The 13,436-nt window shown below is 69.7% G+C and carries 12 protein-coding genes and 1 pseudogene; 4 read left to right on the top strand and 9 right to left on the bottom strand.

The features are described from left to right. The 7 genes from WBP48_RS07995 to WBP48_RS07965 form a co-directional block, all read right to left on the bottom strand. Positions 1 to 1,882 (bottom strand): ABC transporter ATP-binding protein/permease (locus WBP48_RS07995; RefSeq protein ID WP_424438659.1); only part of this gene is annotated, 1,882 nt, incomplete at its 3' end. A gap of 205 nt (positions 1,883 to 2,087) precedes the next feature. Next, entirely contained in the window at positions 2,088 to 3,122 is a 1,035-nt protein-coding gene (cydB, locus tag WBP48_RS07990; protein ID WP_424438656.1) for a cytochrome d ubiquinol oxidase subunit II, read from the bottom strand. 11 nt (positions 3,123 to 3,133) lie between these two features. Further along, entirely contained in the window at positions 3,134 to 4,579 is a 1,446-nt protein-coding gene (locus tag WBP48_RS07985; RefSeq protein WP_424438653.1) for a cytochrome ubiquinol oxidase subunit I, read from the bottom strand. Positions 4,580 to 4,684: 105 nt separating this feature from the next. Then, positions 4,685 to 5,368, bottom strand: a complete 684-nt coding sequence (locus WBP48_RS07980) for an ArsR family transcriptional regulator (protein ID WP_424438650.1) — start codon at positions 5,366 to 5,368, stop codon at positions 4,685 to 4,687. 253 nt (positions 5,369 to 5,621) lie between these two features. Further along, on the bottom strand, positions 5,622 to 5,885 hold the full coding sequence (locus tag WBP48_RS07975; protein ID WP_424438647.1) for a type II toxin-antitoxin system RelE family toxin: 264 nt from the start codon (positions 5,883 to 5,885) through the stop codon (positions 5,622 to 5,624). Then, entirely contained in the window at positions 5,886 to 6,110 is a 225-nt protein-coding gene (relB, locus tag WBP48_RS07970; protein ID WP_424438644.1) for a type II toxin-antitoxin system RelB family antitoxin, read from the bottom strand. Positions 6,111 to 6,237: 127 nt separating this feature from the next. Continuing rightward, entirely contained in the window at positions 6,238 to 7,266 is a 1,029-nt protein-coding gene (locus tag WBP48_RS07965; RefSeq protein ID WP_424438641.1) for an LLM class flavin-dependent oxidoreductase, read from the bottom strand. A gap of 125 nt (positions 7,267 to 7,391) precedes the next feature. On the opposite strand from WBP48_RS07965, the gene WBP48_RS07960 reads away from it, so the two are divergent. Beyond that, positions 7,392 to 9,437, top strand: a complete 2,046-nt coding sequence (locus WBP48_RS07960; RefSeq protein WP_424438638.1) for a UvrD-helicase domain-containing protein — start codon at positions 7,392 to 7,394, stop codon at positions 9,435 to 9,437. A 21-nt stretch (positions 9,438 to 9,458) separates the two neighbouring features. Here WBP48_RS07960 and WBP48_RS07955 read toward each other — a convergent pair whose 3' ends face one another. Together WBP48_RS07955 and WBP48_RS07950 are read right to left on the bottom strand one after the other, a co-directional pair. Then, positions 9,459 to 9,770, bottom strand: a complete 312-nt coding sequence (locus WBP48_RS07955) for a hypothetical protein (protein ID WP_424438635.1) — start codon at positions 9,768 to 9,770, stop codon at positions 9,459 to 9,461. A 57-nt stretch (positions 9,771 to 9,827) separates the two neighbouring features. Then, the gene (locus WBP48_RS07950; protein ID WP_424438632.1) at positions 9,828 to 10,319 is read right to left on the bottom strand and encodes an FBP domain-containing protein; all 492 of its coding nucleotides are present in this window, start codon (positions 10,317 to 10,319) and stop codon (positions 9,828 to 9,830) included. Between the two features lie 263 nt (positions 10,320 to 10,582). On the opposite strand from WBP48_RS07950, the gene WBP48_RS07945 reads away from it, so the two are divergent. From WBP48_RS07945 to WBP48_RS07935, 3 genes and pseudogenes are all read left to right on the top strand, one after another. Beyond that, positions 10,583 to 11,533, top strand: coding sequence for an aldo/keto reductase (locus tag WBP48_RS07945; protein ID WP_424438629.1), 951 nt, complete (start codon positions 10,583 to 10,585; stop codon positions 11,531 to 11,533). Positions 11,534 to 11,972: 439 nt separating this feature from the next. Beyond that, entirely contained in the window at positions 11,973 to 13,070 is a 1,098-nt protein-coding gene (locus WBP48_RS07940; RefSeq protein ID WP_424438626.1) for a DNA glycosylase AlkZ-like family protein, read from the top strand. Between the two features lie 231 nt (positions 13,071 to 13,301). Then, positions 13,302 to 13,436 (top strand): annotated as a pseudogene (locus tag WBP48_RS07935) (squalene cyclase); the annotation flags it as partial.

The raw sequence follows: 13,436 nt of genomic DNA, 5'->3' as shown, positions 1-13,436 counted from the left end.
CCTCCGCGGGGTGCACCGCGACGACGGCGTCCGCGATCGCGCGGGCGGTGGTGCGGTGCGAGACGAGCAGGACGGTCGCCCCGCCATGGGCAAGCGCGCGCACCGCGCGCCACAGCGCCGCCTCAGTGTCGGCGTCGAGCGCGGAACTGGGCTCGTCGAGGGCGATCACCGGTGCGCGGCCGGCGAGGTGCCGGCAGAATGCTCGGGCGACCGCGACCCGCTGCGCCTGCCCGCCGGAGAGACCCGCGCCCTGCACTCCGAGCTGTTGGGCGGGGTCGAGATCGCCGGCTCGCGCGAGCCGCAGGGCGCGGGCCGCCAGCTCGGGTGGGGTCGGCCGCGGTGTGGCCGTCGGATTCTGAGGAGATGTCGCATTCTGAGGATCGGATGCCGGGATTTCGTCCTCAGAAACCTCCAGCTCCTCAGGAACCTGCGGCGCCCCGGCATCCGTTCCGCCGGCACCCGCCCTGTCGAGCCCAAGGCATACGTTGTCGGCGATGGTGCCGGCGATGAGGCCGGGCTGCTGGCCCGCCCACGCGAGCCACTGCCACGGCGCGAGCGCGCGGACGTCGTGGCCGTCGACCTCGGCGGTGCCCTCGAAGTCGGCGGTGCCGCGGAGAGCAGCGAGGATGCTGGTCTTGCCGGCTCCGCTGGGTCCCTCCAGGAGGGTCACCGTCCCGGGCATCGCGGTGAAGCTCACCGGCGGCAGCAACCGGTCGCCGCGCTGCACCCGGAGGTTCCGCACGACCAGCGTGCCCACGCCCGCGGCATCCGACTCGCACTTCTGCGGAGATCTGCGGTTCTGCGGACCGGATGCGGGGGGAGTCTCCGCAGAAGTGCCGATCTCCGCAGAAGCGGCCGCCGCGCCACCCGCACCAGACGCGCCACCCGCACCCGCCGCGGCATCGAGCACCGCGAACACATCCTCGGTCGCCGCGACGCCCTCGGCGGCGGCGTGGAACTGCACGCCGACCTGGCGCAGCGGCAAGTACGCCTCCGGCGCGAGTAGCAGCACGAACAGGCCGACCACGAGGCCGAGGGATCCGTCGATGAGCCGGAATCCGATGGAGACGGCGACGATGGCGACCGAGATCGATGCCAGCAGCTCCAGCGCGAAGCCGGACAGGAACGAGACCCGCAGCACGCGCATGGTCTCGCGGCGGTAGGTGTCCGTGACGGCGGCGATCGAGGAGACGGCGCGGAACTGGCGCCCGAAGACCTTGAGCGTCGACAGCCCCCGGACCGTGTCGGCGAACCGCGCCGCGAGCGTGCCGAGCGTACGCCACTGCGCGTTCTGCACGGCGCGCGTCGCGAGGCCGATGAGCACCATGAACAGCGGGATCAGCGGGATCGTGAGGATCACCGTCAGGCCCGAGATCCAGTCCTGCCACCACATGATCGCGACGAGGATCGGCGTCGCGATCGCCGTCAGCACGAGCTGCGGCAGGTAGCGCGCGAAGTACGCGTCCAGCGCTTCGAGACCGCGACCGGCGACGACCGCGAGGCGGGCCGTGTTCTGGCCGGCGAGCCAGCCCGGACCGAGGCGGGCGACGGCATCCATGAGCCCCGCCCGCAGCTGCGCTTCGACCCGCGCGGCGGCGCGCGCGCAGACGAGTTCACGCAGCCAGAGCAGCCCGCCGCGGACGAGGACGACCCCGGCGAGCAGGCCGAGCACTCCGGCGAGCTCGGGCAGGGGCATGCCGGCGATCACGCCCGTCACGGCTCGCGTGATCAGCCACGCGAACGCCACGACGGCGAGCGTCTGGGCGAGCCCGATCGCCGCGATCGCGACGAAGAAGACGCGGGATGCCGAGGCATACCGCAGCAGCCTCGGATCCACCGGCCGCACGCGAGTGCGTTCGCGTGGCGTCTCGGCATCCGGCATCCTTCGATCCTGCCTCATCTTGCGACGAGCGCGCCGCGCGGGTCGCCCGTGCCGCGCGCGTCGTCCGCGTCCTGCGCCGACCGCACCCCTTCGCGCCGAGTGCGCCGGTTGTGTGCGGTGCGCAACGGGCGCCCTCGCCGACAACGGGCACACTCGCCGACCAACCAGCGCGTCCGCGCTCGCCCGGGCCAGCGCGGACGCGCGGTCAGTGCGTGCCGGCGAGCTCGGCCTCTTCGATGACGGCACGCGTGACACGCTTGCGGAAGACCCAGTACGTCCAGGCCTGGTACAGCAGCACCAGCGGCAGGAAGATCACCGCGGCCCACGTCATGATCTGCAACGTGATCTCGGTGCTCGAGGCGTTCTCGATCGTGAGGCTGTAGGCGTCGTCGGTCGTCGACGGCATGACATACGGGAACAGCGCCAGCCACAGCGTGAGCACCGCGAACACGATCGTGACGGCGCCGGCGGCGAACGCCCAGCCGTCGCGGTCGATCCAGTTCAGCCACACCGAGGCGAGCAGCGCGACGGCGGCGATCGCGCCGCAGGCGAGGACGGCCCAGGTCAGCGGCGCTTCGCGGGTCGCGGCGATGATGATCGTCCACACGACCGTTCCGGCCGCGAAGACCACCGTGGGGATCGCAAGCCTCTTGCCGAGCGCCTGCGCGTCATGGTGCACCCGGCCGTCGGTCTTGAGGCCCACGAAGTACACGCCGTGCAGGAAGAACAGCAGCAGCGTCGTGATGCCGACCCACAGGCCGTACGGGTTCAGCAGCGTGAACAGCGAACCGGTGAAGTTCTTGTCGGCGTCGATCGGCACGCCCTGCACGATGTTGCCCACCGCGACGCCCCACAACAGCGCGGGCACCGCGGAGCCGATCGTGATCATCCAGTCGAAGCGGCGCTTCCACCGCAGATCGTCGCGCTGGTGGCGATACTCGAACGACACGCCGCGGGCGATGAGGGCCAGCAGGATCAGCAGCAGCGGCAGGTAGAAGCCGCTGAACAGGGTGGCGTACCACTCCGGGAACGCGGCGAACAGGCACGCGCCGGCGACGATGACCCAGGTCTCGTTGAGGTCCCACACCGGGCCGATCGTGTTGATCACCTGGCGGCGGGACACTTCGTCCTTGCCGAGGAACGGCAGCGACATCCCGACGCCGAAGTCGAACCCGTCGAGCACGAAGTAGCCGACGAAGAGCACTCCGACGATGAAGAACCAGAGGTAGGCGAGGTCCATGTCAGCTTCTCCTAGTAGACCGTCGACGGGGTGTGCTCGACCGACAGCTGCGAAGGATCGTCGTCATCGGGACCGGGCAGCGGCTGCGGCCCCTCGCGGACGGTCTTGAAGATGAGCCCGAACTCGACGACCGCGAGGATCGCGTAGATCAGCGTGAAGGCGAGGAGCGAGATGAGCACCGTCCAGCCCGGTACGTTGGGCGAGACGCCGTCCTGGGTCAGCATGAGGCCGAACACGATCCAGGGCTGGCGGCCCATCTCGGTGAAGATCCAGCCGACCAGCGCGCCGAACAGCGCCAGCGGTGCCTGCCACACGGCGAGCTTCCACATCCACGGGGCGACCGGCCGCTTCGCGTTCTTGCGGGTGACCCACAGGCCTGCGACCGCGATGAGCGCCGCGATGCCGCCGAAGCCCATCATCCAGCGGAACGACCAGTAGGTGACCCACAGGATCGGGGCGAAGTTGCCGTCGACCCGGTCGGCGAACTGCGGGAACAGTTCCGTGGCGTAGTGCAGATTCAGATCGTTGATGCCTTCGACGCATCCGTTGAAGTCATGCGTCGACAGGAACGCCAGCACGTACGGCACCCGCAGCGACCACACCTCACTCGTGCCGTCGGGCGTGCCGATCGAGAACAGCGAGAACGAGGCATCCGCTCCGCACGCGGAATCGAACATCGCCTCGGCGGCGGCCATCTTCATGGGCTGGGTCTCGACCATGACAAGACCCAACTGGTCGCCCGACAGCGCGACGGCGGCGAAGCCGACGATCATGCCCCATAATCCGAACCGCAGCGCCGGGCGCATGGTCTCCAGGTTGCGTCCGCGGGCGAGGTGCCACGCGGCGGCGGCGATGACGACGCCCGCGGCGAACATGATCGACGCGGAGATCGTGTGGGGGAACTGCGTCAACGCGACGGGATTGGTCAGCACTTGCCAGAAGTCCGCCATCTCGGCGCGGTGGCCTTCGGCGGACATCTGGTAGCCCTTGGGGTTCTGCATGAACGCGTTCGCCGCGAGGATGAAATACGCCGACATCCACGTGCCGAAGACCGTGATCCAGATGGTGGCGAGGTGGATGCCGCGGGGCAGCTTGTTCCACCCGAAGATCCACAGTCCGATGAAGGTGGCCTCGAAGAAGAACGCCATGAGGCCTTCGAAGGCCAGCGGCGCGCCGAACACGTCGCCGACGAAGCGGCTGTAGCTCGACCAGTTCATGCCGAACTGGAACTCCTGCACGATGCCGGTGACGATGCCCATCGCGAAGTTGATCAGGAAGATCTTGCCGAAGAAGCGTGTCAGGTGCAGGTACTTGACGTCGCCGGTGCGGTGCCACACCGACTGGAAGATCGCCACGAACAGCGACATGCCGAGCGTGAGCGGCACGAAGATGAAGTGGTAGAGGGTGGTCAGGCCGAACTGCCAGCGCGCGAGCAGCAATGGGTCCAGAAAGTCCATCGTGGTCCTTCCCCGGTGGGATCTCTTCCGTCAGACTGAAGGTACACAGCACCCGTACAGGAGCCCCTGCCAGACGGCCGTGAATAAGGGGCGAGGCGGCCCCGCTCAGACAGCCATCGCGGGTTCGGCATCCCTCGCGTTCGCCGGCGCGGCGTCGCTCGTGGCACCGACCGCCGCACCCGCGAGCATGAGCTGGACGACGCAGTCGCGGGGATCGCAGGAGGGCCGGATCGCGTCGACGCGCAGCGGTCCGCCGGCGGCGCTCAGCACGCTCTGCATGAGGCCGAGGTGGACGCGGCAGAGAACTTCGCGGTGCTCGGCCTGGGCCTCCGCCTGGGCGCACGGTGTGAGTTCGACCGTCAGCGCCCGTTCGTCGATGAGCGGGTCGAAGCCGGCGTCGATGAGGTCCTCGACGAGGGCATCGACCTGATGGAGTGCGTCGGGGGCGAGCTCGGGAGCCTCGCCGGGGAGGACGCGTCGCATGAGATCGCCGCGCTCGGCGGCGGCGCGCACCTTGCGCCGCTGCACCGCGCTCGACTCGACGACGCCGTCGGCCGCGCTGTAGAGCACGCGGGGGCGACCGCGGGTCGTGCGGTGCTCGGACGCGGACACGACGTAGCCCTCGTCGATCAGGCGTTGCAGATGTTCGCGCACCGTGTTCGGATGCAACTTGGTGGCAGCGACGATCTCGGTGATCGTGCGGCGCGGCTGCTCCTGCACCAGGTGGAGGATCTCGACGCGTGAGTAGCTGGAGATTGCGCTGTAGCCCGCGGGGCGCCCTGTGGTCATACCACACATTATTCACGGCGAATCAGTCGCTGTCCACCCGCAATCCGACGGGTTTTCTTCCGGCCCGCCGGAAGGCTGCGTCAGGCGCTCGCTGGGGGCGCTCGCCGGCTGCTCGGGATGCTCGGGCGCCACTCGCCGGCCGATCTTGCTCGAAAAGCAGGCTGGATCGGTCTCCACGCCCACCCGCGCCGCCGATTCTGTCGATTCTGTCGCATCAGCCTGCTTTCGGAACGGTCTCTCCCCCGCGACGCGTTCACAGATTGACGTCGCCGCGGTGTCCGATCTCGATCGCGAGGACCACGAGCTCGGAGTCGCGGATCTCGCAGAGCACGCGATAGTCGCCGACGCGGTACCGCCATTTTCCGGACAGGCCAGCGGTCAGACCTTTGCCCTTTGCGCGCGGATCGGCGCAGCCGTCGATATTCTTGTTCAGCCAGGCGACGATGACCCGGCGGACGCCGGTGTCGAGCTTGGCGAGTTGTTTGTCAGCGCGCGCGGAATAGAGCAACCGCCACATCTATAGATATTTCGCCGCAATCTGCTCGGCAGTGAGGGTCTCGGGGTTCGCGTCGAACTCGCCCTTGGCCTCGTCCCACGCCTTCAGGTCGAGTTCGTCCTCGATCCGCTCCAAAGCCGACGTGCGGACGAACTCGGACAGCGACATCCCGAACGCTTTCGCATAGTCGGCGAGGAGCTTCTTCTCGGACTCCGCGAGCCGCAGAGTCAGCGTCGATGTCGCCATATCAGCCTCCTGTGCGACAGTGTAACACCGTTCCCGCTGGGAAACCTGGTGCGCCGAAACAGGAATCTGGCGCCGTCTCCGCGAGCGCCCTGTCGAACGACGCCGCGGGACCTGAACCGAGCGCTCGTCACTCGTCGCGGTTGGACGTCCATCCCAGCGCCGGGGCGACGTGCTTGGCGAACGACTCCACGATGTGCAGGTTGAAGGCGACGCCCAGCTGCGACGGGATCGTGAGCATGAGGGTGTCGGCACTCATGACCGCGGCATCCTGTGCCAACTGCTCTGCGAGCACGTCGGGCGCGGCGGCGTACGTCTTGCCGAAGGTCGCGCGGCCGCCGTCGATGTAGCCGATGCCGTCGCCTTCGCCCGAGTGCCCGAAGTACAGCTCGTCCTCGGCCGTCGTGATCGGGAAGACGGAGCGACTGACCGACACCCGCGGTGTTCCGAGATGCCCGGCCTCGCGCCACGCGGCGCGGAAGCGATCGATCTGCTCGGCCTGCAGGATGTCGAAGGGCCGCCCGTCGGCCTCGGTCACGAGGGTCGACGACATGAGGTTGAGCCCCGTGCGCCCGGCCCATTCCGCTGTGTCGCGGGAGCCCGCGCCCCACCAGATCCGCGAGCGCAAGCCGTCGGAGTGCGGCTCGATCCGCTGCATCCCGGTGCCGCCGCCGAAGGGAGAGTTCGGGTCGCGCTCGGCGATGCCCTCGCCGCCGATCGCGCGCCAGAACAGGTCGAAGTGCTCGCGGGCGAGGTCGGCGCCGCGCGGGTCGTCGGACGTGTAGCCGAACTTCTCGTAGCCGCGGACGACGGTCTCGGGTGACCCGCGGCTGACGCCGAGCGCGAGCCTGCCGTCGGAGATCAGATCGACCGCGGCGGCCTCTTCGGCGAGGTAGAGCGGGTTCTCGTACCGCAGGTCGACGACGCCGGTGCCGAGCTCGATACGCTCCGTCTTCGCCGCGACCGCGGCGAGCAGCGGCATGGGCGATGCCTGCTGGCGGGCGAAGTGGTGCACCCGGAAGTAGATGCCGTTCGCACCGAGCTCGTCCATCCCCTGCGCGAGGTCGATCGCCTGGTGCAGCATGTCGCCGGCCGTGAGCTGCCGGCCGCCGCCGAGGGGGCCGTAGTGGCCGAAGGAGAGGGTCCCGAATCGTTGCATGTCCCTGCCAACCGTACGCCGCCGGGTTTCATTCCGGTGAATGGATGCCGCGGCATCCGCCGTCCGCGCGAAGGGAGGCGTTGGACCCGGTGCCTAGGATGTGCAGCGAGAGGGTGGATTGCGCGATGACGGCTGGAGGATCGGCGCGGCGGCAGGCCGAAGCGGCGGCCGCCGGCGCCGCGCTGCACATACAACGGGCCGAGCAGTTGCGCCTCGAGGCGGCCAACTACCGTGCCGCGGCATCGAGCGAGGCGGGGCTCGCGGGGGTTCTTGCACCGCTTGCCGACCGCGGCTGGGTCGTCCTGGCCGACCGGCGCTGGCCGGGTTCGCGGCACGCCAACGTCGACTTCATCCTGGTGGGCCCGCCCGGCGTGTTCGTCCTCGATGCCAAGCACTGGCATGACGTGCGCGTCGAGACCGGCTCGCTCTTCCGCGGCCAGGCGAACGAGGACGGACAGCTCGACAAGCTCGATCGCCTGCTCGACGCGCTGCACGAGGGCGTCGCCCACACCGGCCTCACACCGTCGAGTCTGTTCGGTGTGCTCGTCTTCACGGGACGCACGTTCGAGCACCAGCTCGGCGCCATGTGGATGCTGGGGGACGGCGTCGTGGTGTCATGGCTGCTGCGGCAGCAGCAGCGGTTGGAACCGGATAGCGTCGCGCAGCTCGCGGAGATTCTCGAGCGGCTGTGTCCCGGAATGGAGGACCCGCCCGCCGTGCTCCCGGACGCGGCCGCGGGCGACGGCATCCTGCCCGGGATGGAGGACATCGTCGACGCGATGATCGCGTCGGAGCTCGCAGGACCGATCGAGGATTGGATGGTGTTCCTCCACCCCGATCAGAATCGTATGATCCGCACGCAGTGGAACGGACCGGCGCGGCTGCGAGGGCCGGCCGGATCGGGCAAGACGACCGTCGCGCTGCACCGTGCGGCGTACCTCGCGCTGCGCTCGCCGAAGCCGGTGCTGTTCGTCACGTACGTGCGCACCCTGCCTCAGGTGCTCGGCACGCTCACCCAGCGCATCAACCGGCGTGCCGCGTCGCTCATCGAGTTCACCGGGCTGCACGCGAAGGCGGTCGGCATCCTGCGCGAGGCGGGCCGCAGCGTCCGGATCGGTGATGTGGATACCGCGTTCGCGGAGGCGTGGTTGCGTTCCGGTGTCCGGGAATCGCTCGCCGCGATCGCGCCCAATCCACGGTACTGGCGCGAGGAGATCGACTACGTGATCAAGGGGCGGGGCCTGCGGGAGTATGCCGCGTACGCGGCACTCCGGCGGGTGGGGCGCAGCACGCGGCTCGCGGGTGACGACCGGCAGCGGGTCTGGCGCCTGTTCGACGTCTACCAGGGCGTGCTCGCCGATCGTGGGATCGCCGACTTCAACGACCTCCTGGTGGCGGCGCGTCACGCCGTCGAGGACGATCCGCAGCTCGCCGCATACAGCACCGTTGTGGTGGACGAAGTCCAGGACCTCACCATGGTGGGACTGCGCCTGCTCGACGAGCTGTCCGGCAACGGACCGAACCGTCTCTTGATGGTCGGCGACGGGCAGCAGTCGGTGTACCCCGGCGGCTTCACGCTCGCCGAGGCCGGGGTCAACGTCGTCGGACGCGCCGTCGTGCTCGAGCGGAACTACCGCAACACCGCGCAGATCCTCGCCACGGCGCAGGGGATTGTCGCGGATGCCGACTTTCCCGACATCGAGGAAGAGCTCCTCGATGAGGTCCCACCGCAGGCCCTTCGGGATGGCGCGCCTCCCGTCACGTTCCGCGCGCCTGACTATGAAGAGGTCGACCGCGAACTCGTGCGCGCCGTGCGACGTGCGCACGAGGAACGGTTCGTGCCCTGGGGCGACATGGCCGTCCTTGTCTCGCTGCGGGCCGACGCCGCGAAACTCGCGCGAAGTCTCGAGGCTGCCGGCATCCCGCGCCTCGCACTGGAGGTCTACGACGGGTCCGAGTCTGCGCGCGTGAAGGTCGGCACCGTGAAGCGCGCCAAGGGGCTGGAGTTCAAGGCGGTGTTCCTCCCGCGCGCCGAACTCGACGGGCCGGAGCGTTCCGCAGGGGAGTCGGAAGACGCCTACGCCGAGCGCCGCGCCCCCGTCGGCCGCGAGCTGTTCGTCGGGATGACCCGTGCCCGGGACCTGCTCTGGCTGGGAGCGCTCGAGCCCTGACGTTCGGCGATGCGTCGCGTGTCAGGCGCCCGGTTGAGGTGCGGGCGGGCGCAGGCCCGTCTCGATGACGATGCGGTTGCCGTCGATCACGCCGGGGCCGTCGCTGGGCGTCGGTGCCGGTGCCGGTGTGATCTGCTCCGCCTCCCACACCGCGTGCGCCTCGGCCGCGGTCGGGCGCCACACCTCGTCGAAGCCGAACGTGCCACTCGACGGGCGGGTGACCTCCTCGCCCCGGCGGCGACGGCGGCGCGCGTCCCATGCGTACCAGGCAAACCACACCGGCAGCGCGCCGAGGACGCACAGGAACGTCCACGTCATCACGGCTGCGATCATGCCCCGATGGTACGCCGCATCGCAGACGGGGCTCTCGGCGTTTGGCGGGCGGCCGCCCTACAGCCCGTCGCGGACACCGCGGACGAACGCTTCGACGTTCGCGCGCATCGCCGCGACGCGTGCCTGCCGCGCCGCCTCGACATCGAACGCGGTGTAGGCCAGCGCCGGGCGCTTGCGGGCATTGACGTTGCACTGGAACCGATCGCACACGAGCGTGCCGACGGTGTCGCCGCGGCGCCCCGCGTCGCCGACGCGCTTGGCCGTGAACAGGAGCACATCGTTGGGCAGCTGCACGTCGGCGCACCACGCGCACTGCGCCCGGTGGCGCGGCCGGGACTCGGCCTGTCGCAGCAGCAGCCCCGTCGGCACGCCGTCGAGCTCCGCGACGACGTAGCCGACGAGCGCGAGCTTGCGATCGCGCGCGCCGTAGAAGTCGAGCGCGTCCCACGCGGTGTCGGAGAGGCCCGCGGGCAGGGTGAGGTTCTTGCGTTCGGATTGGGTGACGTTGATCAAGCTGGCGCGAAGCTGCGCCTCGGTGAGGGCGTGCAAAAGAGTTCTTTCGTGACGGATGCCGGGACACGCGGTGTCTGGGCGGCATCGGTGAGACAGGGGGTGACGGGATGGCGTCGGCATCCCGCGCTCAGTGGCGCGGTGCGGCGCACGGCATCATCTCTCGTCGGCGAAAGAACCGCCGACGACCTCCCCCCGGCCGTACCGGCCGCTCACCATGTTCACCGTCCCAGGCTACGCCCGGGAATGGGCCGCCGGGCCGCTATGGAATATCCAGCCCGCGTGCGGGCTTGGATCGGAGCATGACCCGCATCGCGCACACCGACCTCGACGTCTTTCCCCTCGCCCTCGGCGGCAACGTGTTCGGCTGGACGGCCGACGGTGAAGAGTCGTTCCGCATCCTCGACGCATTCGTCGCCGGCGGGGGCGACTTCATCGACACCGCCGACTCGTACAGCGCGTGGGTTCCCGGCCACAGTGGTGGCGAGAGCGAGACGATCATCGGCGCGTGGCTCGCCGACCGGAAGCCCGCGGGAGTGACGGTGGCCACCAAGGTCAGCCAGCATCCGCAGTTCACGGGGTTGTCGGCATCCACCGTCCGCGCTGCGGCGGAGGCGTCGATCGAGCGCCTCGGCGTCGAGTCGATCGACCTCTACTACGCCCACTTCGACGATGCGGACACACCGCTGGAGGAGACCGTCGCCGCATTCGGGCAGCTCGTCTCGGACGGGCTCGTCCGCTACACGGCGGTGTCGAATTACTCGGCCGATCGCATCCGGGAGTGGGTGCGCATCGCGCGGGAGCTCGGCGTCGCCGAGCCGGTCGCGATCCAGCCGCACTACAACCTCGTGCACCGCGAGACCGAGGACGACATCGTGCCCGTCGCCGAGGAGCTCGGCCTCGGGCTCGTGCCTTACTTCTCGCTCGCGAAGGGTTTCCTCACGGGCAAGTACCGCTCCACCGAGGTGGAAGGGCAGGCCTCGCCGCGCGCCGGCGCGGCCGTGCAGTACGCGACGCCGCAGGGGCTGCGGATCCTCGACGTGCTCGAGCGCGTCGGCGCGACGCACGGCGTGTCGATCGCCGCGACCGCCCTCGCGTGGCTGCGCGCCAAGCCGACGGTCATCGCCCCGATCGCGTCGGCGTCGACCGTGTCGCAAGTGCCCGATCTGCTCGACGGCGGGCGCATCGACCTCACCGCCGACGAGGTCGCCGAGCTCGACGCCGTCTCGGAGTGGACCCCGGCCGACATGTGACGAGACGCGCGGACTGCCGCGGGTGTTCGAGGGGGCCGGCGGCCGACCCGTTCGAAGACAGGCTGGATCGCGTCTCGGTGGGCACCCGGGCGGCGGAGCAAGCGACGGAACTGTTCCGAAAGCAGGTTGAATCGCCCCTCGGCGGGCCTCTGGCGGGTGACCGTGCGAGTTCAGCCTGCTTTCGCGACGTGCGCGCGGCCGTCCGCCGGCTGAACGCCGGTCGAGCCGACCCGAGCTGACCACCGCTGACCCGAAAGTCTCGCATCCCCGACGCAGACTTTCTCGCCCCACGGCGCGGCAGCGCCACTGAAGAGCTGATGCGAAAGTCTCGCAACATGTGCCAGACTTTCTCGCCCCCACGGCGCGGCAGCGCCGCTGAAAAGCTGACCCGAGCTGACCACCCTCGCCGATGTGCCCGTCGCGGCGTAGCGTTGCGCGCATGAGCGACGCTGACGTGGTCGTGCTGAGCCGCGACGACGCGCGGCGCCTCGCCGTGCGCGCGCAACTGCTCGACGCGGAGCGCCCGGGCGACGTCGTCGAGGTCGCCGAACAGCTCGGCGCGATCAAGATCGACCCGACCGCGACGATCGCGCCGTCGGAGCAGACGATCCCGTGGAGCCGGATCGGCTGGGCGTATGAGTCCGGCCAGCTCAGCAAGGTCGTAGAGCAGGACCGGCTGCTGTTCGAGTACGACGGGCACTTTCGTCCGGTGTCGCTCCTTGCTCCGCACCTCGCGCGCATGCGAGGCCGCGCCTTCCACGCGCGGGCGGCGGCGTGGCTTGAGGCCAATGCCCGCTTCCGTGCCGACGTGCTCGCGCGGCTGCGCGCCGAAGGCCCGATGCTCGCGGCGCGGATCCCTGACACGAGCCAGGTCGCGCACCGCAACGAAGCCGGCTGGTACGGCTCGAATCAGGTGCCGCGGATGCTGGAGCTGCTCTCCGCCGTCGGCGAGACCGCGATTGTGGGCCGCGAGGGCCGGCAGCGGGTGTGGGATCTCGGTGAGCGGGTGTACGCCGGGGTGCCGGAGGTCGATTACGAAGGGGCCGGACGGATGCTGGAGGAACGGCGCCTGCAGGCCGCAGGCATCGCGAGGCAGAAGTCGCCGTGGACGCCCGTCGGCATGGCGGGCGTTCCGGCATCCGTCGAGGGATCGTCGTGGAAGTGGCGTGTCGATCGGGCGGCGCTGGAGACGCTCGACGACGATCCGGGCGGGCGGGTCGCGATACTCAACCCGTACGACGGGATGCTGTTCGACCGACCGCGGCTGAAGGAGCTGTTCGGGTTCGAGTACGTGCTGGAGCAGTTCAAGCCGAAGCCGCAGCGCGTGTACGGGTACTTCGCCCATCCGATCCTCGTCGGCGACCGGTTCGCGGGACTGCTCGACGCCCAGCTCGACAAGAAGAAGGAGACTCTCGTCGTCACGGCCGTGCACGAGATCATCGACCTCGATCCCGAGGAGCGCGAGATGGTGGATGCCGAGGTGCGCGACCTCGCCGAGTGGCTCGGCGTGCCCATCGCCTACGCCCCCGGTCGTTGAGCGAGGAGCGCAAGCGACGAGTCGAAACGCGGAGGCATCGCGACGAAGCGCGGTCGCCGTCGCACCCTTTCGGATGTCCGGGCACGGCGCTACTCTGATGCGAAAGTCTCGCAACATGTGCCAGACTTTCTCGCCTCCACGGCGCGGCAGCGCCGCTGAAAAGCTCTCGCATCCCCGAGGCAGATTTTCTCGCCCCTACGGCGCGGCAGCGCCACTGAAAAGCTGACGCCCATGATCGATGGTGCCGTCCTGGAAGGGCTGCTCGACTCGGACCCGACGCGGCGCTGGCAGGTCGAACGGGACCTCGCCGGCGCGCCCCCGGTGGTCTGGCGCGCGACCCGTGCGCGCGTCGCGACCGAGGGGGAC

It is taken from the genome of Microbacterium sp., assembly GCF_049661145.1.
Lineage (GTDB): Bacteria > Actinomycetota > Actinomycetes > Actinomycetales > Microbacteriaceae > Microbacterium.
The sequence above is the reverse complement of the archived record's forward strand: the minus strand, read 5'-3'. Positions and strand labels throughout refer to the sequence as shown.

Excerpts from the sequence above, each read along its gene's own strand:
- relB (WP_424438644.1), bottom strand. The coding sequence starts at position 6,110 with ATGGCGACATCGACGCTGACTCTGCGGCTCGCGGAGTCCGAGAAGAAG.
- WBP48_RS07955 (WP_424438635.1), bottom strand. The coding sequence starts at position 9,770 with ATGATCGCAGCCGTGATGACGTGGACGTTCCTGTGCGTCCTCGGCGCG.
- WBP48_RS07965 (WP_424438641.1), bottom strand. The coding sequence starts at position 7,266 with ATGCAACGATTCGGGACCCTCTCCTTCGGCCACTACGGCCCCCTCGGC.
- cydB (WP_424438656.1), bottom strand. The coding sequence starts at position 3,122 with ATGGACCTCGCCTACCTCTGGTTCTTCATCGTCGGAGTGCTCTTCGTC.
- WBP48_RS07985 (WP_424438653.1), bottom strand. The coding sequence starts at position 4,579 with ATGGACTTTCTGGACCCATTGCTGCTCGCGCGCTGGCAGTTCGGCCTG.
- WBP48_RS07980 (WP_424438650.1), bottom strand. The coding sequence starts at position 5,368 with ATGACCACAGGGCGCCCCGCGGGCTACAGCGCAATCTCCAGCTACTCA.
- WBP48_RS07975 (WP_424438647.1), bottom strand. The coding sequence starts at position 5,885 with ATGTGGCGGTTGCTCTATTCCGCGCGCGCTGACAAACAACTCGCCAAG.
- WBP48_RS07940 (WP_424438626.1), top strand. The coding sequence starts at position 11,973 with ATGAGCGACGCTGACGTGGTCGTGCTGAGCCGCGACGACGCGCGGCGC.
- WBP48_RS07945 (WP_424438629.1), top strand. The coding sequence starts at position 10,583 with ATGACCCGCATCGCGCACACCGACCTCGACGTCTTTCCCCTCGCCCTC.
- WBP48_RS07960 (WP_424438638.1), top strand. The coding sequence starts at position 7,392 with ATGACGGCTGGAGGATCGGCGCGGCGGCAGGCCGAAGCGGCGGCCGCC.